Here is a 24,377-nt window from a genome sequence, read left to right on the forward strand (position 1 = left end):
GGAATTGCTCCAGCCCTTCGTCAGGGCCCGCTCCGCGGTCCGGCCCGGCGCAGCGCGCCGGGCGTTCGCGCAGGCGCGCGGCAGCGCCGCGCAAGCCGCCTGCGCTCACCCTGTCCTGAGGCGGGCCGCGACTTACGTCGCTCCTACATCGGGGCTGAGAATGTCGGCGCTTTTTGTAGGAGCGGCTTTAGCCGCGATCTGAAGTCGGCGCGAACGAGCAATTGTCCGATCGCGGCTGAAGCCGCTCCTACAAAACCCCGCGCAGACGCTAAGCAAAAGCCGGTGCTGCCCCACAACAGATCCATTGAGAACCGCGCCCCACACGCGCGACGCGGCGTCCTGTCCCCACTCAGCCCGTCGTCCCGTACAGCTCCTTGCGCGGCGCGCCGCTCAATTCCGCCGCGAGTTTCGCCGCGGCGGACGGTGGCAGGTGTTCGGACAGCTTCCGGTACAGCCGGCGCCCCTCGACCAGTCGCGCGTCGGTGTCGTCACCCGCACCTTCGACGATCAGCACGAACTCGCCCTTGCGCTGGTTCGGATCGGCCGCCACCCGCTCGCGCAACTCCGCCAGGCCGCCATCGAGCACCGTCTCGAACAGTTTGGTCAATTCCCGCGCCAGCACCGCCGGCCGGTCGTCGCCGAACGCCGCGGCCAGGTCGCCCAGCGACTCCTCGATCCGGTGCGCCGACTCGTAGAAGATCAACGTACGCGGCTCAGCGGCCAGCCGCGCCAGGCGCTCGCGACGCGCCCCGGCCTTGGCCGGCAGGAATCCTTCGAACACGAACCGGTCCGACGCGATCCCCGCCACGCTCAATGCCGCCACCGCCGCGCAGGCGCCGGGCACCGGCGACACCCGCACCCCGGCCGCGCGCGCGGCGCGAACCAGCCGGTAGCCTGGATCGCTGACCAGCGGAGTCCCCGCATCCGACACCAACGCCAGCGAGTCGCCAGCCTGCAATCGCGCGACCAGTTGCGCCGCCTGCGCCTCCTCGTTGTGCTGGTGCAACGCCAGCAACGGCCGTTCCAGCCCGAAGTGCGACAGCAATTGCCGGGTATGCCGGGTGTCCTCGGCGCAGATCGCCTGGACGGTTTTCAGGATGTCGAGCGCGCGCGGCGACAGGTCGCCGAGATTGCCGATCGGCGTGGCGACGATGTGGAGGGTGCCGGGAGTCTGCATCGCCACGATGGTAGGGGCCGCCGTCGCCGATGTCTTCCGCCATGGCCGCCGGACGCCGCGCCTGCGGTTCGTTAGAATCGACCGTCCCCACTGGAACGCCGCTCGCGGCGCGCGCATGCCGATGAATTCCGCAGCCCATACCTGCCGTTTCCGCCGCCTCCGATTGCGCGGATTGCTTGCCCTGGCAATCACCGCCACCGTGCTCGGCGGTTGCACGGTCATGCCGAGCCGCACCACCACCGACGCACCCGCGCCGCGCGCCCAGCATCCCCTGATCGCCCAGGCCAGCCCTTTGGCGCAGGCCGGCGGCAGTGCCAATGCCGACCAGATCGACGCGCTGCTGTCGCAGCTCGACGACGCCACCCTCGCCGCCGAAGCCGCCGCACTGGCCGCCGGCGACCCGCTGTACAACTACGTCGGCCGCGCACTGCTGCGGCGCGGGCTGCCATTGCCCCGGCCATTCGATCGCAGCGCCTGGCAGTTCGATGCCAGCAGTCGGCCACCGGCCGCAGCCGACGGCTACCGCCCGCCACTGCGGTTGGCGGTGCTGCTACCGCTGTCGGGTGAGATGTCGAAGGCGGCCGCACCGGTGCGCGATGGCTTCCTCGCCGGTTATTACGGCGAGGACCGTCGTCGGCCCGAGGTGAAGTTCTACGACACCCACGGCACCACCGGTGGCGCCCTATCCGCCTACGACCAGGCGGCAGCCGCCGGCAACGATTTCGTGGTCGGCCCGCTGGGCCGCGAGCAGGTCAGCGCGTTGTTCGACCGGGCCGCGTTGCCGGTGCCGGTACTCGCGCTCAACCGCGGCAACGGGCGCCCACCCGCCGGCAACGCCAGCTTCTCGCTGTCGCCCGAGGACGAGGGTGTCGCCGCGGCCGAGCTGCTGATCGAACGCGGCGCGCGCCGGGTGCTGGTGATCGCCGGCAACGACGCGAGCCAGCGACGCTCGGTCGATGCGCTGCGCGACCGGCTCGGCGAGCGCGGCGCGGTGGTCACCGACGTGGTCAACGTCGGCATCGCCGACCTGGTCCCGTTCGCGCAGAAGGAAGGCGGCATCGACGCGGTGTTCCTGGCCGTGCGCGGCAGCGCGGCGCGCGAGCTGATGCCGAAGCTGGCGCTGGCGGGACTTGCCGGCAAGCCGCGCGTCGCCACTTCGCAATTGCTGTCTGGAACCGGCAAGGCCGAGGAAGACCGGGTGCTCGATGGCATCGCGTTCCCGACCGAACCCTGGACCAGCGGCGGCCATGTCGCCGGGCTGGCGCCGGAAGCCACCGTCGCCCAGACCCTGCCGACCGCGCGCGGTGGCGCGAGCCGGTTGTTCGCGTTCGGATATGACGCCTGGCTGCTGACCGCCTACCTGGAGAAGCTGGCGCTGTCGGCCGACGGCCATGTCGAGGGTGCGACCGGCACCCTGCGGATCGACGGCTTCGGCAATATCCAGCGCACGCCGGCGTGGTCGACCTTCAGCGGTGGCGTGCCGGTGTCGCTGGGCAATGCCGGCCGCTATTGACCGACGCGGTCGTGGTGCGGCGGTCGAGGCCGCCGCCCGCGATTACCTGTTGCAGGCCGGCCTGCGCCCGTTCGCGGCCAACGCCAACTATCGCTGTGGCGAGATCGACCTGGTCATGCTCGACGACAGTGGGCGCGATGGCACCATCGTGGTGTTCGTCGAGGTGCGCTACCGTGGCGACAGCCGCTTCGGTGGTGGCGCGGCCTCGGTCGATTGGCGCAAGCAACGCAAGCTGGTGCGCGCGGCGCAGGTGTTCCTGTTGCGCAACCGGCGATTTGCCGATTCGCCATGTCGCTTCGACGTGGTCGAGGCCGACGGCGATCCCGCTGCGCCGCGGCTGAATTGGCTGCGCGACGCGTTCCGGGCGGACGATTGCTGACCGCAATCTTCGCAGTTGCCGAAAACGCCCGACACATGTCCCTGCCCGCTTCCCTGTACGACGAGATGGCCGCCCTGCTCGGCAGCGGCTGGCTGGTCGACCCCGCCGAGCGACTGACCTACGCCTACGACAACTCGCGGCGCCAGTCGCTGCCCGATGCGGTGGCGTTGCCGACCACGCGCGAACAGGTAGGCGCGCTGGTCCGCGCCTGCCGCGCGCATCGGGTGCCGGTGGTCGCGCGCGGCCGCGGCACCAACACCACAGGCGCGGCGGTGCCGGTCGCGGCCGGGGTGGTGGTGTCGTTCGAGCGCATGGACCGGATCATCGAGCTGCGTCCAGGCGACCGCTGCGCCGTGGTCGAGCCCGGCGTGCTCAACGGCGACCTGCAGGCCGCGCTGGCCCCGCATGGCCTGTTCTGGCCGCCCGACCCGACCAGCGCCGCCTACAGCACCGTCGGCGGCAACCTCGCCTGCAACGCCGGCGGCCCGCGCGCGGTCAAGTACGGCGCCAGCCGCGACAACGTGCTGGCGCTGACCGCGGTCACCGGCGCCGGCGAACTGATCGAATGCGGCACGTCGAGCACCAAGGGGTCGACCGGCTACGACCTGCAACGGCTGCTGGTCGGCAGCGAGGGCACCCTGGCGCTGATCGTCGAGGCCACGCTGCGGCTGACCCCGGCGCCGACCGCGCGCCGCGCCATCCGCGCGATCTACCGCGACGTCTCGAGCGCGGCACTGGCGGTCGCGCGGCTGATGGCGCAACCGGTGACCCCGTCGATGCTGGAGTTCATGGATGCGCACGCGGTGCGGCTGGCGCGCGATGTCGGCGGCGCCGAGCTGCCACCGGATGCCGGCGCACTGCTGATGATCGAAGCCGATGGCGACGCCGAAACATTGCCGCACGACATCGAGGCACTGATGCGCGCGGCCGGCGGCGACGGCCTGGTCTCGCTCGACGACGCCGCCGACGAGGCCAGCCGCGCGCAGTTGTGGGCCGCGCGCAAGGCGCTGTCGCCGGCGTTGCGCACACTGGCACCGGGCAAGATCAACGAGGACGTGGTGGTGCCGGTGTCGCGGATCCCGCAACTGGTCGACGGCGTGCAGGCGCTGGCCGCCGGATTCGACCTGCCGATCGTCTGCTTCGGCCACGCCGGCAACGGCAACCTGCACGTCAACCTGATGTACGACCCGGGCGACGCCTCGCAGGATGCGCGCGCGAAGGCGGCGATGGCGCGGGTGTTCGAACTCGCGATTTCGCTCGGCGGCACGCTGTCGGGCGAGCACGGCATCGGCGTGGCCAAGCGCGATTTCATGCCGACCGCGATCACCCCGCCAACACTCGCGCTGATGCGCCAGATCAAGGCGACGTTCGATCCGGACGGCATCCTCAATCCCGGCAAGCTGCTGCCGCCGTGATGTGCTCGATGCTCGACTGCAGCGCCGTTGCATGCGTGCCGTGTTCTGACGGCGCCGACACGGGCGGCGCGGTAACCGGCATGGGGACGTTCGCGTGACCGCCGAACTCGACCACCTGCTGCGCGACATCCGCGCCTGCCGCATTTGCGAAGGGCAGCTGGCGCTGGGTCCGCGGCCGGTACTGCGCGCGGGCGCCGAAGCACGGCTGATGATCGTCGGCCAGGCGCCAGGTGCAAAAGTCCATGCCAGCGGCGTGCCGTGGGACGACGCCAGCGGCCGGCGCCTGCGCGAGTGGCTTGGGATCGACGCCGGCACCTTCTACGACGAATCACAGGTCGCGATCGTGCCGATGGGTTTCTGCTATCCCGGCAAGGCCGGCTCCGGCGATGCCCCACCGCGGCCGGAATGCCGCGCGACCTGGCATCCGCGATTGCTGCCGCTGTTGCCCAAGGTCGAACTGACCCTGCTGACCGGCCAGTACGCGCAGGCATATTTCCTCGGCGCGCGGCGCAAGGGCAGCCTGACCGCGACCATGCGGGCGTGGCGCGAATACCTGCCGTCGCAACTGCCGCTGCCGCACCCGAGTCCGCGCAATGTCGCCTGGTTCAAGGCGAACCCGTGGTTCGAGGGCGAGGTGTTGCCGACGTTGAGGGAACAAGTGGATGGGCTGTTGCAGCCGCGCTGACGATCGCCCGCAATCTTGGCGTTGATGCAGGAGCGGCGTAAGTTGCGACCTGTACATCGCCTCAAGGGTTCGGCGGGTCGCGACTTACGTCGCTCCTACAACGCGAACCGTTTTCCGTCCTCAATCGGAGAAGTGGACGTAACCACCTCTCTGCGGGTGCCACGGCGCGCCGTCACGACCAATCGCACGCACGCCCTCCCCTTCGATCATGCGGCCAATGCGGGTGATCGGCGTCGCGTTCGCCACCGCGATCAACCCGATGCGTTCCCGCATCGCCGACTCTGCGGTGAAACACAACTCGTAGTCGTCGCCGCCAGTGGCCTGCAGCTCGTAGCGCCGGGCATCGCCGAAGCTCTCGGCCAAAGCCGGCGAATACGGCAACCGGTCGACTTCGACTTCGGCGGCGAGCCGACTTCCGCGGCAGATGTGGCCGAGGTCGGCCAACAAGCCGTCGGAAATGTCGATCCCGGAATGGGCAACACCAGCAAGACCGCGGCCGATCTCGACCCGTGGCGTCGGCCGATCCAGTCGTGACCGCAGTCCCGCCAATGCCTCGGCGATTCGTAGATCCACCGCATCATCGGCGGGCAGGATCGGCCCGGCTTCGCAGGCCGACGCCAGCATCGGCTCCGACGCCTGCTGCAGCAGCACCAGCGCACTGGCGGCGTCGCCGAGCGAGCCAGTCACCCAGATGTCGTCGCCGACCCGCGCGCCATCGCGGCGCAGCGCGCGGCCGGGCTCGACCAGGCCGTGCACGGTGACGCCGATCGACAACGGGCCGCGGGTGGTGTCGCCCCCGACCAGCGCGATGCGATGTCGTGCGGCGAGGTCAAGGAAACCGTCGAGGAACCGGTCGAGCCAGTCCGCATCGCTATCCGGCAACGACAGCGACAACGTGCACCAGGCCGGCTCGGCGGCCATCGCGGCGAGGTCGGACAGGTTGACCGCGAGTGCCTTCCAGCCGATGTCGGCCGGCGCGGTATCAACCGGGAAGTGCACGCCGGCGTTGAGGGTGTCGGTGGCGACGACCAGTTGCCGGTCCGGTGGCACCTGCAGGATCGCGGCGTCGTCGCCGATGCCGAGGATGACGTCGGGGCGCGGGTGAATGCGGGCGCGGACCTGGTCGATGAGGTCGAATTCCAAGATTCCCTCCGCTTCGCATGCGCCCTCTCTCCGCTTGCGGGAGAAAGACAAATCAGCGTCTACCGACTACGCGCGGCGTTGACCTCGGTCGCGCGCCACTCGGCGGCCGCGTGGTCGAGCACGCCGTTGACGTAGGTGTGGCCGTGCTCGGCGCCGAAGCGCTTGACCGTCTCGATCGCCTCGTTGATCACCACCCGGTATGGCACGTCGGGGCGATGGCGCAGCTCGTAGGCGGCGATGCGCAGCACCGCCAGTTCGATCGCGTCGACCTGCTCGATCTCGCGGTCGAGAAAGGGCTTGAGCGCGCGGTCGAGCTCGTCGCGGTGCTTGTCGACGCCGTGCACGAGGTCTTCGAAATACGCCAGGTCGGCGACTTCCTTGGCCTGCTCGTGGGCGAACTGGGCGACCACCTCGCGGGCGCTGGAACCCGACATCTGCCAGGCATAGACCGCCTGCAACGCGCGGCGACGCGCACGCGAGCGCGCGACCGGGTCGATGCCATCGGGACGACGACGGTTCATGGCAGTTTCTCCAGCAGGTCGACCATCTCGATCGCGACCAGCGCGGCCTCTTCGCCCTTGTTGCCGTGGTTGCCGCCTGCGCGGGCCTGGGCGTCCTCGAACTTCTCCACCGCCAGCACGCCGTTGCAGACCGGCAACCCGTGGTCGAGCTGGACCCGCATCAGGCCGTCGGAGCAACCGTCGGCGACCTGTTCGTAGTGGCGGGTATCGCCGCGGACCACGCAGCCGAGGGCGACGATCGCGGCATGCTTGCCGGCGCCGGCGAGGCGAGCGGCGGCCAGCGGCAGCTCCCACGCGCCCGGGACCCGGACCACGTCGATCGCGTCCTCGGCCACGCCGTGGTCGGCGAAGCACTTGCGCGCGCCGGCCACCAGGGTGTCGGTGATGCGCGGGTTCCAGCGACTGGCGATGATCGCGAAACGCGCGTCCTTGGGACTGCGCAGGTCGCCTTCGATGTGGGGCATGGGCGGGTCTGTGGCGATTGGATGGGTAGTTTAGCCGGCTTGGGCGCCCCTGCCGGCGCGCGAGACCTGTAGGAGCGGCTTCAGCCGCGATCTGGAGCCGGCGCGAGCGGACGATTCCACGATCGCGGCTGAAGCCGCTCCTACAAAAGCCCGGGGAGAGGCGCAGGCAAGCGACCCCTGAGGTTTACACGTACTCGACGACTTCCAGCCCGAAGCCGGCCAGGCCGATCTGCTTGCGCGGGGTGCCGAGCACGCGCAGCTTGCCGAGGCCGAGGTCGGCGAGGATCTGGCCGCCGGCACCGTTGCGACGCCATTCACTGAGCGCATGCCCGCGCGAAGGCTTGCCGTCGCCATGCGGTTGCTGGCGAATCCGCGCCAGCAACGCGTCGGCGTCGGCGTGGTCACCCAGCAGAACCAGCGCGCCGCGGCCCTCGGCGGCGATCGCGGCGAGCACGTCCCCGACCGCCGGGCCGAAGTCCGACCGGCGCCAGTGCAACGCGTCGGCCAGCGGGTTCTGCACATGGACCCGGACCAGCGTCGGCGTTTCCGGATCCGGCTCCCCACGCAGCAGCGCGAAATGCAGGCCGTGGCTGAGCCGGTCGCGATAGGTCAGCAACTGGAATGGGCCATGCTCGGTCTCGATCTCGCGCGCATCAATCCGCTCGACTGTGTGCTCGGTGTCGAGCCGGTAGCGGATCAGCTCCTCGATCGAGCCGATCTTGAGGCCGTGCTCGGCGGCGAACTTCTCCAGCTCCGGCCGCCGCGCCATGCTGCCGTCGGCGTTTAGGATCTCGACCAGCACACCGGCGGGTTCGAAGCCGGCCATCAACGCCAGGTCGGCCGCCGCCTCGGTATGGCCGGCGCGGTTGAGCACACCGCCGGGCTGGGCCTGCAGCGGGAAGATGTGGCCGGGCTGGCTGAGGTCCGCCGGCGACGCGTCGGGCCGCACCGCGGTGCGCACGGTGTGGGCGCGGTCGTAGGCGCTGATGCCGGTGGTGACGCCCTCTGCGGCCTCGATGCTGACGGTGAAGTTGGTGTGGTGGGCCGAGGTGTTGTCGCGCACCATCGGCGGCAGCCCGAGCTGGGCGCAGCGCTCGCGGGTCAGCGACAGGCACACCAGGCCACGCGCATGGGTGACCATGAAGTTGATGTCGGTCGGCTTGACCAGCTCGGCGGCCATGATCAGGTCGCCCTCGTTCTCGCGGTCCTCGTCGTCGACGATCACGACCATGCGGCCTGCGCGGATCTCTTCCAGCAGTTCGGGGACGGTGGCGAAGCTCATCGGGTGGCTCCCGGTTGCGATGCGGAGGGGCCGAGCAGGCGCTCGACGTAGCGGGCGACCAGGTCGACCTCGAGGTTGACCGCGTCGCCGACCGCGGTGGTGGCGAACGCGGTTTGGGCGACGGTGTGCGGCACCAGCGCGACCTCGAAACCGGTCGCGTCGACCTCGTTGACGGTGAGGCTGACGCCGTCGACGCAGATCGAGCCCTTTTTCGCCACGTAGCGCAGCACTGCCGGCGGCGCGCTGAAGCGCCAGCGCTGCGCGCGGGCGTCGTCGGTGATGGATGCGGCCGCGCCGACGCCATCGACATGGCCGCTGACCAGGTGGCCGCCGAGGCGGTCGTCGGGGCGCATCGCGCGTTCGAGGTTGAGCGCGGCGCCGAGCGGCAGCCGGCCGAGAGTGGTCAGCGCGAGGGTTTCGTTGGAAGCGTCGGCCTCGAACGTGGTGGCGTCGAATGCGACCACCGTCAGGCAGGTGCCGTTGACCGCGATGCTCTCGCCAAGGGCGACGCGATCGAACGGCAGCGAGCCGACCTCGATCCGCAACCGGGCGTCGCCGCCGATGCTGTCGCGCGCGGCCAGCCGGCCGACGCCTTCGATGATTCCGGTGAACATCAGCGCGCCTCCATCCGGAAAAGGCCCGGGGAGGTGTTCAAGAGGTGCTTGATCGGACTGGACATGGAACGTTTCCCGCGTGGAAGGCTGGCGAAAAACGTCACAAGGCAATGGCATGCGCATGGCCACGGAGGCCATGGACTTGCCGTCTTCTTTCATCCGGACTGTGACCGTCGGCTCCGGAATCGGACCGGATCTGCTGACCCTCCGGCGTGGCCGGAGGCGCTCGCGGGCTTGTCGTGCGGTTCGAGGAACCGGGCGACCTACCGCCGGTGGGGAGTTTCGCCCCGCCCTGAAGACGTTACGTGTGCCGCGTGGGCGGCGATGGCGATTCTAGCATCCGCGCCAGTGGTGCCCGCCGCGCCGATGGAACGCTGCGTTGGCGGGGGCAAGATCTTGTAGGAGCGGCTTCAGCCGCGATCGGAGAATTGTCTACCCGCGCCGATTCCAGATCGCGGCTGAAGCCGCTCCTACAAGGGCCCGGTGGCCTGGTCGCCCCGGTCAGCGATCCGGCTTGCGGCACAGGTGCAGGAACAGTGGCCAGCGGATCGTGCGCTCGCTGTCGGCATTGCCCCACGCCGCGGCAAGTGCCGCTCCGTGACGCTGCACCGGGTCGACCCCGGTGGCGGCGAGGCAGCGGGCCCGCGCGGAGTTGCTGGAGAGGTAGCCGATGAACCGCGGCAGGGCCCAGGTCGCTTCCAGCACCAGCTCGGACACCGGCAACGCGGGGAATGGCCAGTCATAGCCGGCGTAGTGGCTGTCGACCTGGACCCGCTCCGGCGGCCAGTGCGGCTCGATGGTGGCGCGGTAGTCGGCCACGGCCGCCTCCATCCCGTCGGGGATGATGAAATCGGGGTAGCCCCACGTCGCCAATACTCCGCCCGGCGCCAACACGCGCTCGCATTCGGCGAAGAACGCCCTGCGATCGAACCAGTGCAGAGCCTGCGCCACCGCGACCAGCTGTACCGAGCCCTCGGCCAGCGTGGTGGATTCACCGGGCTCGACCGCGACGGTGACGTTGCCTGGCGTGTGATTCGCCCAATGCAGCGCCAGCTGCTGCGCGCTCGGGTCGGTCGCGTGGACCCGGGCGAATCGCATCGCCAGCCCGCGGGTGGCCTGGCCGCTGCCGCAACCGGCCTCCCACACCGCGGCCGATGCCGGCACCACCGCGGCGATGGCGTCGAACAGGGCCTCCGGGTATTCCGGTCGCGCGCTGGCATAGGCGTCGGCGGCGCCGGAAAAGTGGTCCTTGAAGCCGGGTTGGCTCACGCAACGGCCGCGCGCGAGCGCAACAGCACGCGGATGTCACGGCCGAAATGGCGCGACTCGACCACGTCGAGCTCCAGCCGGTCGGCCATCGAGTCGATGTTGAGGCCGTCGAACAGCGGCCGCGCCTTCGAACCGAGGATCACCGGGGCGACGTACAGCAGCAACTCGTCGACCAGCCCGGCCTCCAGGAACGAGGCGGCCAGGGTCGCGCCGGCCTCGACGTGGATCTCGTTGATCTCGCGATCGGCCAACAGCTTGAGCACCGCCAGCAGGTCGAACTCGCCGTGCGCGACATCGGCCACCGCCAGTTGCGCATCGATCCCGCGGCTGAGCTTGGTGTTGGGTGCGTGCACATACAAGGTCGGCGCCTCGCCCTCGCGGACCTTGCCGCGCGAGACCGTCGCCAGCCCGGGGTCGAGCACCACCCGCAACGGCGGCTCGAACGGTGTGTCGTCGCCGAGCCGCACGGTCAGCGAGGGATCGTCGGCCAATACGGTGCCGGCGCCGGTCACGATCGCCCCGGCGCGCGCGCGCCAGCGTTGCACGTCGGCGCGCGAGTCTTCGCCGCTGATCCACTTGGAATCGCCGTTGGCCAGCGCGCTGCGGCCGTCGAGGCTGGTCGCCAGCTTGACCCGCACCCACGGCCGGCCACGCACGATGCGTGACAGGAAGCCGCGGTTGAGCTCGCGCGCCTGCGCTTCCATCAGCCCGCTGGCGACCTCGATGCCGGCGTCCTTCAATTTGTCGAAACCGGCGCCGTCGACCTGCGGGAACGGGTCGCGCATCGCCGCCACCACCCGCGCCACCTTGGCCTTGACCAGTGCCTCCGCGCACGGCCCGGTGCGGCCGGTGTGGGCGCAGGGTTCCAGGGTCACGTAGACCGTCGCGCCCTTGGCCCGCTTGCCCGCCGCCTGCAGCGCGATGACTTCCGCGTGGGGCTCGCCGGCACGCTGGTGGAAACCCTCGCCGACCACTTCGTCGCCATGCGCGACCACGCAGCCGACCATCGGGTTGGGCCGGGTCGTATAGGCGCCGCGCTCGGCCAAGCGCAGGGCGCGGGCCATCATCAGGTGGTCGGTGGCGGTGAAGTCGGACATCGGTTGGCAGTTCCTCGTCTGGTTGTTCGGCCACGCCGCCGATGCGGCGCTTCGCTAGCGTTTGCGGCCCTTGGCCGGCGGCACGGACTCGCCGTCGAGCAGCGGCAACTGGCCTTCGCCGGAGCTGTCGTTCTCCAGGCGGTCGAGCTCCTCGCGGAAGTCGGCGACATCCTCGAACGCGCGGTAGACCGAGGCGAAACGCACGTAGCCGACGTGGTCGAGCTTGCGCAGTTCGGCCATCACGAACTCGCCGACCCGCAGCGACGCCAGCTCGCGCTCGGCGGTCATCCGCAATTGGTGCACGACCGCGCGCACCGCCGCCTCGATCTGCTCGTCGGCGACCGGCCGCTTCTGCAGCGCACGGTCGAAACCGGAACGCAGCTTGCGTGCGTCGAACGCCTCGCGGCGGCCATCGGACTTGATGATCACCGGCAGCTTGAGCTCGATCGTCTCCAGCGTGCTGAAGCGCTCGCCGCAGGCCTCGCACACGCGGCGGCGCCGGATCGTGGCGCCGTCATCGGACACCCGCGAGTCGATCACGCGGGTGTCGCTGTGCTGGCAGAAGGGGCAGTGCAAGGGCTAGCCGCGGCTCAGCCGTAGACCGGGAACTGCGCGCACTGCTTCGTCACGTTCTCGCGCACCCCGGCGATGACCTTGTCGTCGGCCGGGTGATCGAGCACATCGCACATCCAGTTGGCCAGCGCGACGCAGTCGGCCTCCTTGTAGCCACGCGTCGTCACCGCCGGGGTGCCGATGCGCAGGCCCGAGGTCACGAACGGCTTCTGCGGATCGTTCGGCACCGCGTTCTTGTTGACGGTGATATGGGCCTTGCCCAGCGCCGCCTCCGCATCCTTGCCGGTGATGCCCTTGCCGATCATGTCGACCAGCATCAAGTGGTTCTCGGTGCCGCCGGAAACGATCTTGTAGCCGCGCTTGATGATGGTCTCGGCCATCGCCTGCGCGTTCTTCACGACCTGCTGCTGGTAGGCCTTGAACTCGGGATCGAGCGCTTCCTTGAAGGCGACCGCCTTGGCCGCGATGACGTGCATCAGCGGGCCGCCCTGGATGCCGGGGAACACGATCGACTGCAGCTTCTTGACCAGGTCATCGGACGGATCCTTCGCCACGATGATGCCGCCGCGCGGGCCGCGCAGGGTCTTGTGGGTGGTCGAGGTGACCACGTGCGCGTGCGGCAGCGGGTTCGGGTAGACGCCCGCCGCGACCAGTCCGGCGACGTGCGCCATGTCGACGAAGAAGATCGCGTCGACCGAGTCGGCGATTGCACGCATGCGCGCCCAGTCGATCTTCTGCGAGTACGCGCTGAAGCCGCCGATCAGCATCTTCGGCTTGTGCTCGGTGGCGAGGCGCTGGATCTCGTCGTAGTCGATCAGGCCATCGGCATCGACGCCGTACTGCACGGCGTTGAAGAGTTTCCCGGAAATGTTGACCTTGGCGCCGTGGGTCAGGTGGCCGCCGTGGGCGAGGCTCATGCCGAGAATGGTGTCGCCCGGCTGCAGCAGCGACAGGTACACGGCCTGGTTGGCCTGCGAGCCGGAATGCGGCTGGACGTTGGCGTAGTCGGCGCCGAACAATTCTTTCAACCGGTCGATCGCGAGCTTCTCGGCGACGTCGACGTATTCGCAGCCACCGTAATAACGCTTGCCCGGGTAACCCTCGGCGTACTTGTTGGTCAGCTGGCTGCCCTGGGCCTCCATCACCCGCGGGCTGGCGTAGTTCTCCGACGCGATCAGCTCGACGTGGTCTTCCTGGCGGCGCGCCTCGTCGGCAATGGCCTGGGCGAGTTCGGGGTCATAACCTTCGATACGTGCGTCGCGCGGGAACATTGCTACTCCGGGGTGGGGTTGGGGAGAAACTCCGAGTTTAGCGTCGACTGGGGTTTGGGGGGGGGGTGGCGCTAGGTCGGGCGATGCATAGAGCAAGACCAGGCTTCGGGCGGGTTTCTCGCGCAGGAGGCGGCCGGTGGGGTGTTGCTCCAGCCCTTCGTCAGGGCAATCCTGCCCTGTGGCGGGCCGCGGGCCATCCATGGCCCGCTTTTCCGCCCCCCCCCCACCGGCCACCTCCTGCCCGGGATGTCTCGGCTTCGTGGAGTTGGCTTCGTGTAGGAGCGACGTGAGTCGCGACCTGCATATCGCCTCACGGGCTCGGCGGGTCGCGACTTACCTCGGCGCAACCCCTCGTGGCGAGCGGGCTCCTTCCACCAAAACCCCAAGCCCCAAGCCTCGACGCGGCCCAACAACATGGCACCCGGCCCGCGCATCCGGGATAATGGGCAATTCCCGAACCACCTCCGGCCCCTGCCCCGACCTGCAGGTCGCCGCCGTACGCCCTTGCGTCGCCCTCCCTTCCGGACCCGGGCGCCGCATCCACGGAGTCACCATGTCGCAATACATCTACACCATGAACGGCGTGTCCAAGACCGTGCCGCCGAAGCGCCAGATCATCAAGGACATCTCGCTGTCGTTCTTCCCCGGTGCCAAGATCGGCCTGCTCGGCCTCAACGGCGCCGGCAAGTCGACCGTGCTGAAGATCATGGCCGGCGTCGACCAGGACTTCACCGGCGAGGCGCGCCCGGCCAAGGACATCAAGGTCGGCTACCTCGCCCAGGAGCCGCAGCTCAATCCCGAGCACACCGTGCGCGAGGCGGTCGAGGTCGGTGTCGGCGACGTGCTCAGCGCCCAGGCCGCGCTCGACAGGGTCTACGAGGCCTATGCCGAGGAAGGCGCGGATTTCGACAAGCTCGCCGCCGAGCAGCAGCGGCTCGAGGCGATCCTCGCCAGTGGCGACGCGCACACCCTCGAAACCCAGCTGGAGATCGCCGCCGACGCGCTGCGCCTGCCGCCGTGGGACGCCGTGATCGGCAAGCTGTCGGGCGGCGAGAAACGCCGCGTCGCGCTGTGCCAGCTGCTGCTGCAGAAGCCCGACATGCTGCTTCTCGACGAGCCGACCAACCACCTCGACGCCGAGTCGGTCGAATGGCTGGAGCAGTTCCTGTCGCGCTACACCGGCACCGTTGTCGCGGTGACCCATGACCGCTACTTCCTCGAGAATGCCGCCGAGTGGATCCTCGAGCTCGACCGCGGCCGCGGCATTCCGTGGAAGGGCAACTACACCCAGTGGCTGGAGCAGAAGTCCGAGCGCCTGAAGCAGGAAGAGTCCGGCGAGAAGGCGCGGCAGAAGGCGCTGGCGAAGGAGCTGGAGTGGGTGCGCAGCAACGCCAAGGGTGGTCGCAGCAAGGGCAAGGCGCGACTGGCGCGGTTCGAGGAGCTCAACTCGGTCGAGTACCAGAAGCGCAACGAGACCAACGAGATCTTCATCCCGCCGGGCGAGCGCCTCGGCAACTCGGTGATCGAGTTCAAGAACGTGTCCAAGTCGTTCGGCGATCGCCTGCTGATCGACGACCTCAGCTTCATCATCCCGCCGGGCGCGATCGTCGGCATCATCGGCCCCAACGGCGCCGGCAAGTCGACCCTGTTCAAGATGATCACCGGACAGGAAACGCCGGACAAGGGTGAGATCGTCACCGGCCCATCGACCAAGGTCGCCTACGTCGACCAGAGCCGCGACAAGCTGGAGGGCAACCACAACGTCTTCCAGGAAGTCTCCGGCGGCGCCGACATCCTCAACATCAACGGCATCGAGATCCAGTCGCGCGCCTACATCGGCCGCTTCAACTTCAAGGGGCAGGACCAGCAGAAGCTGGTCGGCACCCTGTCGGGCGGTGAGCGCGGCCGCCTGCACCTGGCCAAGACCCTGCTGCAGGGCGGCAACGTGCTGCTGCTCGACGAACCGTCCAACGACCTCGACGTCGAGACCCTGCGCGCGCTGGAAGACGCACTGCTGGAGTTCCCCGGCTGCGCGGTGGTGATCAGCCATGACCGCTGGTTCCTGGACCGGATCGCGACGCATATCCTCGCGTTCGAGGGCGACAGCCACGTGGAGTTCTTCCAGGGCAATTACCGCGAGTACGAGGAAGACAAGAAGCGTCGCCTCGGCGAGGAAGGCGCGCGTCCGCACCGCCTGCGGTTCAAGGCGCTGAAGTGATGGAGTGGCGCCCGCGGTGATTCCGGACGCGGTTTTTAGGATAGGCGCGAAAGATGGGCTTCATGTAGGAGCTACGTAAGTCGCGACCCGCCGAACGTTGGATGTGATGTACAGGTCGCGACTGACGTCGCTCCTACGAGAAGGACACGACCATGAGCTTCATGCAGGCATTGCGGCAACGCTGGGACGACGCGGACTCGCTGGTTTGCGTCGGGCTCGATCCCGAACCGTCGAAGTTTCCGGCCCAGTTCGCGAACGACCCCGACGCGGTGTTCAACTTCTGCCGCGCGATCGTCGATGCGACCGCGCCCTACGTGTGCAGCTTCAAGCCGCAGATCGCCCACTTCGCCGCGCTCGGCGCCGAGGATGCACTGGCGCGGCTGGTCACGCACATCCATGCCGCGCATCCGGAGATCCCGGTGATCCTGGATTCCAAGCGCGGCGACATCGGCAGCACCGCGCAGCATTACGCGAGCGAGGCGTTCGACCGCTACGGCGCCGACGCGGTCACCGCCAATCCGTATCTTGGACGCGACTCGCTGCAGCCGTTCCTCGACTGCAGCGATCGCGGCGTGGTGATCCTGTGCCGGACCTCCAACCCCGGCGCGGCCGACTTGCAGGACCTGGTGGCGCAGGATGGCGACGGCAACGCGCGGCCGCTGTACCAGCACGTCGCGGCCAAGGTTGCGAACGAATGGAATACCCACGGCAACTGCATGCTGGTGGTCGGTGCGACCTGGCCGGAGCAGTTGCGCGAAGTGCGCGAGATCGTCGGCGAGGTGCCGTTCCTGGTGCCCGGTGTCGGTGCCCAGGGCGGCGATGTCGAGGCGGTGGTGTGCAACGCGAAGACCGCCGACGGCACTGGGCTGGTGGTGAGTTCGTCGCGTGCGGTGTTGTATGCGTCGGATGGCGCGGACTTTGCCGATGCGGCGGCCTCCGAGGCGAAGCGCCTGCGTGACCAGATCAATCGGTATCGCTGAAGGCGCGATCGCGCGTGACGCGCTTTTGTCCGACTGGACTTCCTGCGGTTGTAGGAGCGGCTTTAGCCGCGATCTGGAATCGGCGCGGGCGAACGATCTTCAGATCGCGGCTAAAGCCGCTCCTACAAAAGCCCGCAATTCGCGCCGGCATCAACGACTTTTGAGCCAGGCTCGCCCCGCCGCCAGCGGGAAGCGCAACCAGATCGCGGCGAATACGCCGGCGCGAAGCCATGCCGTACTCTGCGGCGCTTCGAACTTGTTGAAGTAGCGCCACAGCCCTCGGTGCTTGTGCCACTCCACGAACATTGGCCGCGAGCGGCTGGACACGCCGCGCACGTGCAGCACCCGCACCCGGTTGGCGACCGCGATGGACGCGCCGGCGGCGGTCGCGCGGCGGCACAGGTCGAGGTCCTCGGCGTGCAGCCGGTAGCCCGGGTCGAAGCCGTCGAGGCGCTCGAACAGATCCCGACTGATGAACATCAACGCGCCGGAGATCGCGGCAACCGGCTGCAGTGCCAAGCTATCGTCGGGAGCCACCGCCATCGCGCGGCCGGTGCGCCCATCGACCCTCAGCACGCCGGCCAGCATCGCGCCGAAATCGAGGTCGCGACGACGCGCCGCCGGGTCGCGCACGCCGGCCTCGTCGACCAGGTCGACGCCGAGCAAGGCGTCGCCCAGCGGCGATGCCAGCTCGCGCAACCGCGACAGTGTGTCCACCTCGATCATCGCGTCGGGATTGACGAAGGCCAGCCAGCGGCAGGCGTGCATGGCAGCCGCCGCATCGCTCGCGCCCTGGTTGCAGGCAACAGCGAAGCCGGGGTTATCGGGGTTGGCGATAAAGCGCAGCCGCGGGTCGGCGCTGGCGTGGCGCTGGGCGATCTCGAGGGTGCCGTCGCTGGACTGGTTGTCGACCACCCGGATCGCACCGACGCCGGCCGCCGCGCGCACGCGCGCCAGGCAGTCGTCCAGCGTCGAGGCGCTCTGGTGGCTGACCACGACGACGGCGATGTCGGCATCGGGACCGGCGGTCGTGGGAGGGAGTGGCGCTGTTGTCATGACATTCGTGTGGCGGTCGCCGGGGCTGTGTCGTCGTCGCTTTCGGCCTGCGCGTCGGCGTGCGCGGGGGCAAACAGGTCCGGTTGCGGTGGCGGCGGGCCGATGGTCGCGACCAACCGGTCGAGTCGTTCGCGCGCCTCGCGCAGCGGATCACGCATCAGGAAGCCAGCGACACGCGCATGCCAATCCGGCCAGCGCACCGCAAGGCGGTCCATGTCGCCGTCTAACGCGTTCCCTTCGCCGCGGCGGGCGACGAACGCCGACTGGCACAGCACGTTGCGCCAGCCCAGTCCCGACAACCGCAGCGACAGGTCGATCAGGGCCGCGTACCACGATCCATAGCTGGCGGTATCCAGTCCGCCCGCGCGTTCGCGCGCGTTGCCGCGCAGCAGCACCGCATGGCCAACGGCGGCCGGCAGTTCCGGATGGGTCGGCGGCATCTGCGCGGTGGCGCGGGCCAACCGGGAAGGGTCGGACGGCATCGCGGCGATCTCGCCGATGCGCGGCCATGCGGCGGTCTCGCCGGCATTGCACCACGGGGTTGCGCTGGCGATCGCGCCGTCGCTGGCCAGGCACCCCACCAGCCGCTCCAGCCAGCCCGGCAACGGCAGCGCATCGGCGGCGAGCACGGCGACATCGGCGGCGCCGCACGCGGCCAGCACCTCGTCGAGGTGGGCGACCTCGCCGATCGAGCGCTGCCGCCGGGTGTAGTCGGCTTTCAGCGCGGTGCGCTGCAGCCAGCGCTCGATGATTGCGTGGCCGCGCGGGCCGGATCGGGCGTCGTCGGCCAGCCACACCCGGGTGCCAACCGGGGTGGCGCTGTCGATCGCGGCCAGGCAGGCATCGAGCACGTCGTCATCGCTGCCGACCGGCAGCACCACGATCGGCAATTCAGTCATGCCGTCCGTCCCACCCGTTCAACCGACCTCCCCCGATGGTCACCGTCATGCCCGGGTCACGGCTCCGGTTGGCGGTGCAAGGGTTCCAGCGCGCGGAAACGGCGACCGTATTCGTCGGTCAGCTCACGCGCCTCCATCGGGTTGCGGATGATGGTCGGGGTCAGCAGCACGATGACCTCGTTGCGGTCGGTCCGCGACGTCTGGGTGCCGAACAGGCCGCCGATCACAGGGATCCGGCTCAGCCCGGGGAAACCCGACGAGCCACGGGTTACCCCGTCGCTGATCAGGCCGGCCAACATCACCGTGTCGCCGCTCTGGATTGCCGCCTCGGTCTTGAGCTTGCGGGTGTCGATGCGGACATTGCCGTTCACGTCGCGCTCGCCACCGGGTGAGGAGACCTCTTGCACGATGTCGAGGAACACCATGCCGTCCTGGGTGACGCGCGGGCGCACCTTGAGGATCACGCCGGTGTCCAGGTACTGCACCTGGCTGTAGCGGGTATCTCCGCCATCACCGGGATCGACCGTGACCGACGACACCGGAATCCGGCTGCCGACGTTGAGCGTCGCCTCGGCGTTGTTGCGCACCACCACCGATGGGGTCTGCAGCAGTTGCAGGTCGGTGACCTGGTCGAGCGCGCTGATCACCGCCGCGGCATTGCGGCCGAGGAACGTCCAGGCCAGGCCGGCCGGGTTGCCGGCGGCGGACGTCACGCTGCCCTTGATGGTGCTCCAGGTGTCGCGACCGAGCGCGCTGGGCAGGCCGGCATCGGTCACCGCGGTCTCGAAGAACCAGTTGACGCCGTACTCGAGGGCGCCGCTGAGCTGCACCTCGACCACCTGCGCCTCGATATGCACCTGCATCGGCATCACGTCGAGCTGCTCGATCACGTCGGTGATCGCACGCCAGGCCTGCGGGCTGGCGCGCACGAGCAGGGCGTTGGTCTCCTCCACCGCCGACACCCCGACCTCGCTGCCGTCGATCTCCAGGTTGACGCTGGCATTGCCTTCCTCGTCGGCGCCCAGCGACATCGAGCCGCTGCCGCCGGAGCCACTGCCGCTTTCGCCGGCATAGCCGCCACCGCCCTTGCCGCCGATGCTGACGCTGCTGGTGCCGTCGCTGCCGGACTCGATCTCGACCGAGTCCAGCCCCGGCATCAGCGATGGCCGGCCGCCGCTGTCGGCACCACCGCCGCCGGACGAGCCGCCGAACACCTCCGCCAGCCGGTCGGCGAGGTCGCGCGCCTTGATGTACTTGAGCTGGTACGAATACAGCTGAACGCCGCCGCCGGCGTTGTCGATCCTGTCCAGCCACTGCTGGATGTCGTCGAGGTAGTCGGCCTGCGAGGTGATCACCATCACCGCGTTGGCGCCTTCCAGCGGCATGAAGCGGAACATCCCGGCGACCGGCGACTCGCTGGCTTCGCCGAACACTTTTTCGAGGTCGGCGACCACCCGGCTGGCCTTGCCCGAGCGCAGCGGGAACACCCCGACCGACATGCCCGACAGCCAGTCGACGTCGAACACCTCGATCGTGCGCAGGTAGTTCTGCAGCTCGGCCTGGGTGCCGGCGACGGTGATCACGTTGCGCGCGGCGTTGACCCCGACGATCGCATTGGGCCGCGCGTACGGCTCCAGGATCTTCTCCATCTCGGTCGCCGAGACGTACTGCAGCGGCACCGTGCGGACCTCGAAGCCACGCGCGTTGGCGGCGCTGCCGGTGCGCGCGGCGACGTTGCCCGACAACGAGGCGTCGGCGGCGACGATGTTGTAGCGGCCGTCGCTGTAGATCATGCGGGCATTGTTCCAGCCCAGCACCTGGTTGAGGAGGCTGATCGCCTCGGCCGGGCTGACCGGATTCGGCGTGGCCAGGGTCACGGTGCCCTGCACGCCCGGCGCGATCACGTAGTTCTGCCCGAGCATGTCGCCGAGTACCGCCTTGACCACCGCGTGCAACGACTCGCCCTCGAAGTTGAAAGTGGCGGCGCCGGTGGTGCCGCCGAGGTTCGGCGGCGGCGCGCTGGCGGCTTCGCGGTTGATCACCTGGCCGGTGCCGCGACGGATCTGCGGTTGCGCGCCGATGTCGTCGGTGGCCAGCACCTCGGTCTGCACGCCGTCGCCCGCCACGCCATCGACAACCGCCTGCGCGGCCATGGCATCGGTGCCATCGGAGCGGATATCGACGTCGATGGGCGGCATGACGCCGTCGCGGCGGACGCTGGCGACCGGGGTGCTGGTGCACGCGACCAGCAGGCTGGCGATGCAGACGGCGAGGGGCAGCTGGCTAATGTTGGCGGGGGAAGTCTTCATGCGTGCACTCTAGGGACTATCGACCGGCGGTTTCGATTTCTGTTCATTTCGCAGTTGGTTGCGACGCGCCTCGATGCGCTCGCGGATGGCGTCCATCTGGGCTTGCTCGGTCATCTCGTCGGCGAAACCGGGGTCATCCCCGGCCTCTTCCTCTGCCGGCGCTTGCGGCGTCGCCTCGGCGGCCGATTCGACCGTTTCGGGCGGCTTGGCCACGGCGTCGTCGACCCGGTTGACCGGCGGCGGAATGATCGGGATCCGCGACCGGTCCGGTTGCGGGCGGGCAACCGCGGTCGGCCGCTCGCCGCCGACACCGTCGTAGACCCGCAACTGCAGCGTGAGCGGCCCTTCGGGACCTTCGAACACCGCGCTGCGCTGGTCCAGTTCGACCAGCCGCCAGCCCGGATGCGATTGCGGTGCATGGTCGAGCCGGACCCGGACCGATTCGCCGCCCTCGCGCGGTTGCAGGATCGCCATTTCCAGTTGCGGGGTGATCAGCACGCTGGTCAGCACGTAGTCGAAAGCCCGCTCTTCCGCCTCTTCGCCTTCGCCCTGCAGGAAGAACGGTTGCGGTTCGCGGTCCTCGGAGAACAGCGGACGGCTGGCGATGGCGTCGTACTGGCCGAGCGGACCGAGGCGCAGCGGCGGCGACGGCCGCACCGGCGGCAATGGCTCGAGCAGGCCGGGGTCGTCGGCCAGCGGCTCGACCGCGCCACCCATGCCGGCGGCAGCCAGCAGCCAGGCCGCCAGCGCCCAGCCGGCCACGGCGGCGAGCAACCAGGTGCGCGGGCCGGCGTCGTCAAGGCGCACGGGGCGTCTCCGCTGAGGGGGCGAGGTAGCCGTACAGGTCGAACGAGACGTCGAGCCCGCCATTGGCACTGGGCGCACCCCGGCCGGGATCGAAATACATGCGCTGGGCGAGGATGTTGAGGTTGTCGACGAACAGCCGCGGCGCGCCGCTTTCCAGCGAGTGCAGCACCGTCGCCAGTTGCCGCGTGCCGCAGCGCAGCCGCACCTGGACCACCACCCGCGCGTAACGCTCGCGCGTGCCCGGATCCAGCGGCGAGCGGTTGGTGATCGCGCAACTGCGGTTGCCGGGGCTGGCCTGGGCGACCACGGTCTCGAGGCGCTGGATCAGGGCGGCGGTGGCCAGTTGCGGGTTGGACTGCGGCAGGAAGCCCGGGCGCGCGCCCTGCTGCGCGCTCACCTCGGCCAGGCGTTGGGCGACCTGCGGCGCCTGCTGCAGTTGCATGCGCTGGCGCAATTCGCGCTCTTGCAGCGATTCCACCCGGGCGCCGGCTTCCAGCATCGGCACCGTCCACCAAGGGTGGATCAGGACGGCATAGGCCACCGCCAGCAACGCCAGCAGCAGGCCCAGGGCGAGCCAGCGGTCGCGCTTGCCGGCGTCCTCAGCGGGCCGCGTCGGTCGGGCCATCGTCGGCCTCCTTTGCCGCAGGTGGGGGAGCCGGGGCCGCCGGCGGCGCCGTGCCGAGGTCGGCGACCAGGGTGAAGCGGTCGCGGCCGCTGCCGGGGTCGGGCTGCAACGCGCCAGCCAGTGCGGGCGAGGTCCACAGCTCGGTGTCCTGCAGTTGCCCGATCAACGCGGCGGCCTCGCGGCTCAGGCCGATCAGCATCAGCTCCTCGTCGTCGATCGAGAGTTTTTCCAGGTAGGTGCCGTCGGGCAGGCGCCGGGTCAGCTCGTCGATCACCTCGACGGTGGTCGGCCGCTGCGCGCGGGCGCGGTCGAGGAAGGCCTGGCCTTCGATCAGGTTGATCAGTTGTTGCCGCTGCGCGCCGGCGCGACGGGCGGCGTCGGCCTGGGCGGCGATGCGCTGCTCGAATGCATCGGCGGCGGCGCGGCGGTTGGCCAACAGCTGCCACAGCAACGCCGCCACCGCGATCGCGGCAACCGCCGCCAGTGCCAGGTTCCACGGCGTCCAGGGGTCGCGGTAGCGTCGCCGTTGCGACGGCGCCAGCAGGTTGACCCCGAGCGGACCGGCATCGTCGGCGACATCGACACCGGCCAGGGTCGTGGCCAGCGGGCCCAGCGCGGCCAGTTGCGGGTCGAGCACGCGGCGCGGGACCGCGACCAGCTCGGCCTCGATCTGGCCGTCGGCCTCGCGGCGGCCGAGCACGCGGGCGTCGAACGCCACTGCGTCGGCAGTGAACGGGGTCTGCCGGTCGATCTCGAAGCCGACCACGTCGCGCAGGCGATCGGCCGCCGCGGCCGGCAGGTGGATCCGGCGACGCAGGCCATGGGCCGGCGCCAGCAACAGCCAGCGCGGCAGGTCGGCGATGCGGGCATTCAGCAGCGGCGCCAGCGGGTCGATGGCGGCGACCGCGCCAGCGGCCGACGGCGGCATCGGCACCCGGCCGAGATCGCGCAGTTCACCGAGTTGCTGCAGGCGCAGTTGCAGCTCGTCGCCGTCGACCTGCAGCAGCAGGCGGCCGCGGTCGAGGCCGAGCGCGCGTCGCCAGCGCATCGGCAGCCAGGAAGCGAGCGCCTGTCCCCACCAGCGCAGAAAGCCGCCCGCGCCCGGGCGCAACTGCGCGCCAAGTCGACCGAGACGACCACCAGAGCTGGTCCCGAGCAAGTTCATCTTCGTGACGAATCCTCTTCCCAACGCAACGGAAGGTACGCGCTACCGGGGACAACGCCCTGGCCCGCGCGGACCACGGCCCGCAACAGCGACTCGCGGCCATCGGCGGTCCGTGCAAGGCTGTCGATACTATACGTGCCGCTGCCGCGCGCGCCGGGTGGGCCGATACCGGGCATCGACCCCGCGGCGGGCGCGCCGGTGACGGGGTCGGCCTGCGCACGAGCCTCGATCACCGCTGCGCCGTCCAGGCCGATCGCGTCCAGCACCGGCGCCGAGGCGAATTGCGGGTCCGGTCGCGGCAGGCCGCTGAACACCGTCACGTGCGGCGCCAGCCGGGCGTACAGCTCCGGGGTGACGCCGAGTACCTGTTGCAACTCGGCGATGCCCTCGAACTCGCCGTCCTTGGCACCATAGGCACGCCCGGCGGAGGCGTAGTCGCCGTCCTCGGCGCCGCCGGCGGCCTGGGTCAGCACGTCGGGGTCGCGCCAGTCGACGATTGCCGAGGCCACCTGCGCGGCCGCCGCCGGCTCGCTGCCCAGCGCCAGCAGCAACTCGGTCAGCAGGGTGATGTCGGCCTGGTTGAGATCGACCTTGCCGTTCTCGTCGACGATCCGGATCTCGAGCTGCGCATCGGCGTACTGCCACGAATACGGACGACCGTCGGGCCGCCATTGCAGGCGCGGATCGGCCTGCTCGAGCCGGGTCAGGGCGTACTCGAGGCCGGCACGGGCCGCGGCGCGCGCCTCGAGACCGCCGACCAGTACCCGACCCTGCAGGCGCTCGACCCGGGCGACCACGGCGAAGCCCCCGACCAGCGCAGTCAGCAGCACGATCAGCCACAGCACCAGCAACAACGCCGCGCCGCCAATGCGGGTCGAGGGGCCGGGGGCGCCGCAGTAACGGAGGCGTTGCACG

General features: G+C 69.8%; 23 protein-coding genes and 1 riboswitch. Of the genes, 6 read left to right on the plus strand and 17 right to left on the minus strand.

Annotated features, from left to right (window positions below; genetic code table 11):
- Window positions 1-349: 349 nt before the first annotated feature.
- Window positions 350-1,177, minus strand: coding sequence for a 16S rRNA (cytidine(1402)-2'-O)-methyltransferase (gene rsmI / locus SNE34_RS08680; protein WP_332616587.1), 828 nt, complete (start codon window positions 1,175-1,177; stop codon window positions 350-352).
- A gap of 172 nt (window positions 1,178-1,349) precedes the next feature.
- On the opposite strand from rsmI, the gene SNE34_RS08685 reads away from it, so the two are divergent.
- From SNE34_RS08685 to SNE34_RS08700, 4 genes are all read left to right on the plus strand, one after another.
- Window positions 1,350-2,690, plus strand: coding sequence for a penicillin-binding protein activator (locus SNE34_RS08685; protein WP_425604489.1), 1,341 nt, complete (start codon window positions 1,350-1,352; stop codon window positions 2,688-2,690).
- Entirely contained in the window at window positions 2,674-3,069 is a 396-nt protein-coding gene (locus SNE34_RS08690; protein WP_332616588.1) for a YraN family protein, read from the plus strand. Before SNE34_RS08685 ends, SNE34_RS08690 begins: the two co-directional genes overlap by 17 nt.
- Window positions 3,070-3,104: 35 nt before the next feature.
- Window positions 3,105-4,484: an FAD-binding oxidoreductase gene (locus tag SNE34_RS08695; RefSeq protein ID WP_332616589.1), complete on the plus strand. Its 1,380-nt coding sequence runs from the start codon at window positions 3,105-3,107 to the stop codon at window positions 4,482-4,484.
- A 94-nt stretch (window positions 4,485-4,578) separates the two neighbouring features.
- Window positions 4,579-5,169 (plus strand): uracil-DNA glycosylase family protein, encoded by a 591-nt coding sequence (locus tag SNE34_RS08700; protein WP_332616590.1) that lies wholly within the window; start codon window positions 4,579-4,581, stop codon window positions 5,167-5,169.
- Between the two features lie 120 nt (window positions 5,170-5,289).
- On the opposite strand, the gene thiL is transcribed toward SNE34_RS08700, so the two are convergent.
- The 9 genes from thiL to glyA all read right to left on the minus strand — a co-directional run bounded on the left by thiL (window position 5,290) and on the right by glyA (window position 13,403).
- Window positions 5,290-6,315, minus strand: a complete 1,026-nt coding sequence (gene thiL / locus SNE34_RS08705) for a thiamine-phosphate kinase (RefSeq protein ID WP_332616840.1) — start codon at window positions 6,313-6,315, stop codon at window positions 5,290-5,292.
- Between the two features lie 56 nt (window positions 6,316-6,371).
- A complete protein-coding gene (gene nusB, locus SNE34_RS08710; protein ID WP_332616591.1) occupies window positions 6,372-6,833 on the minus strand; it encodes a transcription antitermination factor NusB in 462 nt (153 codons plus the stop codon).
- Window positions 6,830-7,297, minus strand: a complete 468-nt coding sequence (gene ribH, locus SNE34_RS08715; protein ID WP_332616593.1) for a 6,7-dimethyl-8-ribityllumazine synthase — start codon at window positions 7,295-7,297, stop codon at window positions 6,830-6,832. Before ribH ends, nusB begins: the two co-directional genes overlap by 4 nt.
- 184 nt (window positions 7,298-7,481) lie before the next feature.
- Window positions 7,482-8,579 (minus strand): 3,4-dihydroxy-2-butanone-4-phosphate synthase, encoded by a 1,098-nt coding sequence (gene ribB, locus SNE34_RS08720; protein WP_332616594.1) that lies wholly within the window; start codon window positions 8,577-8,579, stop codon window positions 7,482-7,484.
- Entirely contained in the window at window positions 8,576-9,193 is a 618-nt protein-coding gene (locus SNE34_RS08725) for a riboflavin synthase (RefSeq protein ID WP_332616595.1), read from the minus strand. The genes ribB and SNE34_RS08725 overlap by 4 nt, the downstream gene beginning before the upstream one ends.
- Before the next feature lie 143 nt (window positions 9,194-9,336).
- A riboswitch (FMN riboswitch) is annotated at window positions 9,337-9,497 on the minus strand.
- Between the two features lie 197 nt (window positions 9,498-9,694).
- Window positions 9,695-10,462 (minus strand): class I SAM-dependent methyltransferase, encoded by a 768-nt coding sequence (locus SNE34_RS08730; protein ID WP_332616596.1) that lies wholly within the window; start codon window positions 10,460-10,462, stop codon window positions 9,695-9,697.
- Window positions 10,459-11,559, minus strand: a complete 1,101-nt coding sequence (gene ribD / locus SNE34_RS08735; protein ID WP_332616597.1) for a bifunctional diaminohydroxyphosphoribosylaminopyrimidine deaminase/5-amino-6-(5-phosphoribosylamino)uracil reductase RibD — start codon at window positions 11,557-11,559, stop codon at window positions 10,459-10,461. The genes SNE34_RS08730 and ribD overlap by 4 nt, the downstream gene beginning before the upstream one ends.
- A gap of 54 nt (window positions 11,560-11,613) precedes the next feature.
- Window positions 11,614-12,135: a transcriptional regulator NrdR gene (gene nrdR, locus SNE34_RS08740; protein WP_332616598.1), complete on the minus strand. Its 522-nt coding sequence runs from the start codon at window positions 12,133-12,135 to the stop codon at window positions 11,614-11,616.
- A 14-nt stretch (window positions 12,136-12,149) separates the two neighbouring features.
- Window positions 12,150-13,403 (minus strand): serine hydroxymethyltransferase, encoded by a 1,254-nt coding sequence (glyA, locus tag SNE34_RS08745; RefSeq protein ID WP_332616599.1) that lies wholly within the window; start codon window positions 13,401-13,403, stop codon window positions 12,150-12,152.
- Between the two features lie 553 nt (window positions 13,404-13,956).
- Here glyA and ettA point away from each other — a divergent pair.
- Both ettA and pyrF read left to right on the plus strand, forming a co-directional pair.
- Entirely contained in the window at window positions 13,957-15,621 is a 1,665-nt protein-coding gene (gene ettA / locus SNE34_RS08750; RefSeq protein WP_332616600.1) for an energy-dependent translational throttle protein EttA, read from the plus strand.
- Window positions 15,622-15,773: 152 nt separating this feature from the next.
- Window positions 15,774-16,601: an orotidine-5'-phosphate decarboxylase gene (gene pyrF / locus SNE34_RS08755; RefSeq protein ID WP_332616601.1), complete on the plus strand. Its 828-nt coding sequence runs from the start codon at window positions 15,774-15,776 to the stop codon at window positions 16,599-16,601.
- Window positions 16,602-16,751: 150 nt separating this feature from the next.
- On the opposite strand, the gene SNE34_RS08760 is transcribed toward pyrF, so the two are convergent.
- Genes SNE34_RS08760 through SNE34_RS08790 form a run of 7 tightly spaced genes read right to left on the minus strand, consistent with a single transcriptional unit; the run spans window position 16,752 to window position 24,376 of the window.
- A complete protein-coding gene (locus SNE34_RS08760) occupies window positions 16,752-17,657 on the minus strand; it encodes a glycosyltransferase family 2 protein (RefSeq protein WP_332616602.1) in 906 nt (301 codons plus the stop codon).
- On the minus strand, window positions 17,654-18,556 hold the full coding sequence (locus SNE34_RS08765) for a glycosyltransferase (protein ID WP_332616603.1): 903 nt from the start codon (window positions 18,554-18,556) through the stop codon (window positions 17,654-17,656). The genes SNE34_RS08760 and SNE34_RS08765 overlap by 4 nt, the downstream gene beginning before the upstream one ends.
- Window positions 18,557-18,612: 56 nt before the next feature.
- Window positions 18,613-20,865, minus strand: coding sequence for a type II secretion system secretin GspD (gene gspD, locus SNE34_RS08770; RefSeq protein ID WP_332616604.1), 2,253 nt, complete (start codon window positions 20,863-20,865; stop codon window positions 18,613-18,615).
- 9 nt (window positions 20,866-20,874) lie between these two features.
- Window positions 20,875-21,672, minus strand: coding sequence for a hypothetical protein (locus SNE34_RS08775; protein WP_332616605.1), 798 nt, complete (start codon window positions 21,670-21,672; stop codon window positions 20,875-20,877).
- A complete protein-coding gene (gene gspM / locus SNE34_RS08780; RefSeq protein ID WP_332616606.1) occupies window positions 21,662-22,297 on the minus strand; it encodes a type II secretion system protein GspM in 636 nt (211 codons plus the stop codon). The genes SNE34_RS08775 and gspM overlap by 11 nt, the downstream gene beginning before the upstream one ends.
- A complete protein-coding gene (locus SNE34_RS08785) occupies window positions 22,272-23,462 on the minus strand; it encodes a PilN domain-containing protein (RefSeq protein WP_332616607.1) in 1,191 nt (396 codons plus the stop codon). The genes gspM and SNE34_RS08785 overlap by 26 nt, the downstream gene beginning before the upstream one ends.
- Window positions 23,459-24,376 (minus strand): type II secretion system minor pseudopilin, encoded by a 918-nt coding sequence (locus SNE34_RS08790; protein WP_332616608.1) that lies wholly within the window; start codon window positions 24,374-24,376, stop codon window positions 23,459-23,461. Before SNE34_RS08790 ends, SNE34_RS08785 begins: the two co-directional genes overlap by 4 nt.
- Window position 24,377: the final 1 nt, after the last annotated feature.

Source organism: Novilysobacter erysipheiresistens (assembly GCF_036663935.1).
GTDB classification, from domain to species: domain Bacteria; phylum Pseudomonadota; class Gammaproteobacteria; order Xanthomonadales; family Xanthomonadaceae; genus Novilysobacter; species Novilysobacter erysipheiresistens.

Bases quoted from the DNA above. Each gene is read 5' to 3' on its own strand.
- rsmI (WP_332616587.1), bottom strand. From the start codon at position 1,177: ATGCAGACTCCCGGCACCCTCCACATCGTCGCCACGCCGATCGGCAAT.
- SNE34_RS08690 (WP_332616588.1), top strand. From the start codon at position 2,674: ATGCCGGCCGCTATTGACCGACGCGGTCGTGGTGCGGCGGTCGAGGCC.
- SNE34_RS08695 (WP_332616589.1), top strand. From the start codon at position 3,105: ATGTCCCTGCCCGCTTCCCTGTACGACGAGATGGCCGCCCTGCTCGGC.
- nusB (WP_332616591.1), bottom strand. From the start codon at position 6,833: ATGAACCGTCGTCGTCCCGATGGCATCGACCCGGTCGCGCGCTCGCGT.
- ribH (WP_332616593.1), bottom strand. From the start codon at position 7,297: ATGCCCCACATCGAAGGCGACCTGCGCAGTCCCAAGGACGCGCGTTTC.
- ribB (WP_332616594.1), bottom strand. From the start codon at position 8,579: ATGAGCTTCGCCACCGTCCCCGAACTGCTGGAAGAGATCCGCGCAGGC.
- SNE34_RS08725 (WP_332616595.1), bottom strand. From the start codon at position 9,193: ATGTTCACCGGAATCATCGAAGGCGTCGGCCGGCTGGCCGCGCGCGAC.
- ribD (WP_332616597.1), bottom strand. From the start codon at position 11,559: ATGTCCGACTTCACCGCCACCGACCACCTGATGATGGCCCGCGCCCTG.
- glyA (WP_332616599.1), bottom strand. From the start codon at position 13,403: ATGTTCCCGCGCGACGCACGTATCGAAGGTTATGACCCCGAACTCGCC.
- ettA (WP_332616600.1), top strand. From the start codon at position 13,957: ATGTCGCAATACATCTACACCATGAACGGCGTGTCCAAGACCGTGCCG.
- pyrF (WP_332616601.1), top strand. From the start codon at position 15,774: ATGAGCTTCATGCAGGCATTGCGGCAACGCTGGGACGACGCGGACTCG.
- SNE34_RS08760 (WP_332616602.1), bottom strand. From the start codon at position 17,657: ATGACAACAGCGCCACTCCCTCCCACGACCGCCGGTCCCGATGCCGAC.
- SNE34_RS08765 (WP_332616603.1), bottom strand. From the start codon at position 18,556: ATGACTGAATTGCCGATCGTGGTGCTGCCGGTCGGCAGCGATGACGAC.
- gspD (WP_332616604.1), bottom strand. From the start codon at position 20,865: ATGAAGACTTCCCCCGCCAACATTAGCCAGCTGCCCCTCGCCGTCTGC.
- gspM (WP_332616606.1), bottom strand. From the start codon at position 22,297: ATGGCCCGACCGACGCGGCCCGCTGAGGACGCCGGCAAGCGCGACCGC.
- SNE34_RS08785 (WP_332616607.1), bottom strand. From the start codon at position 23,462: ATGAACTTGCTCGGGACCAGCTCTGGTGGTCGTCTCGGTCGACTTGGC.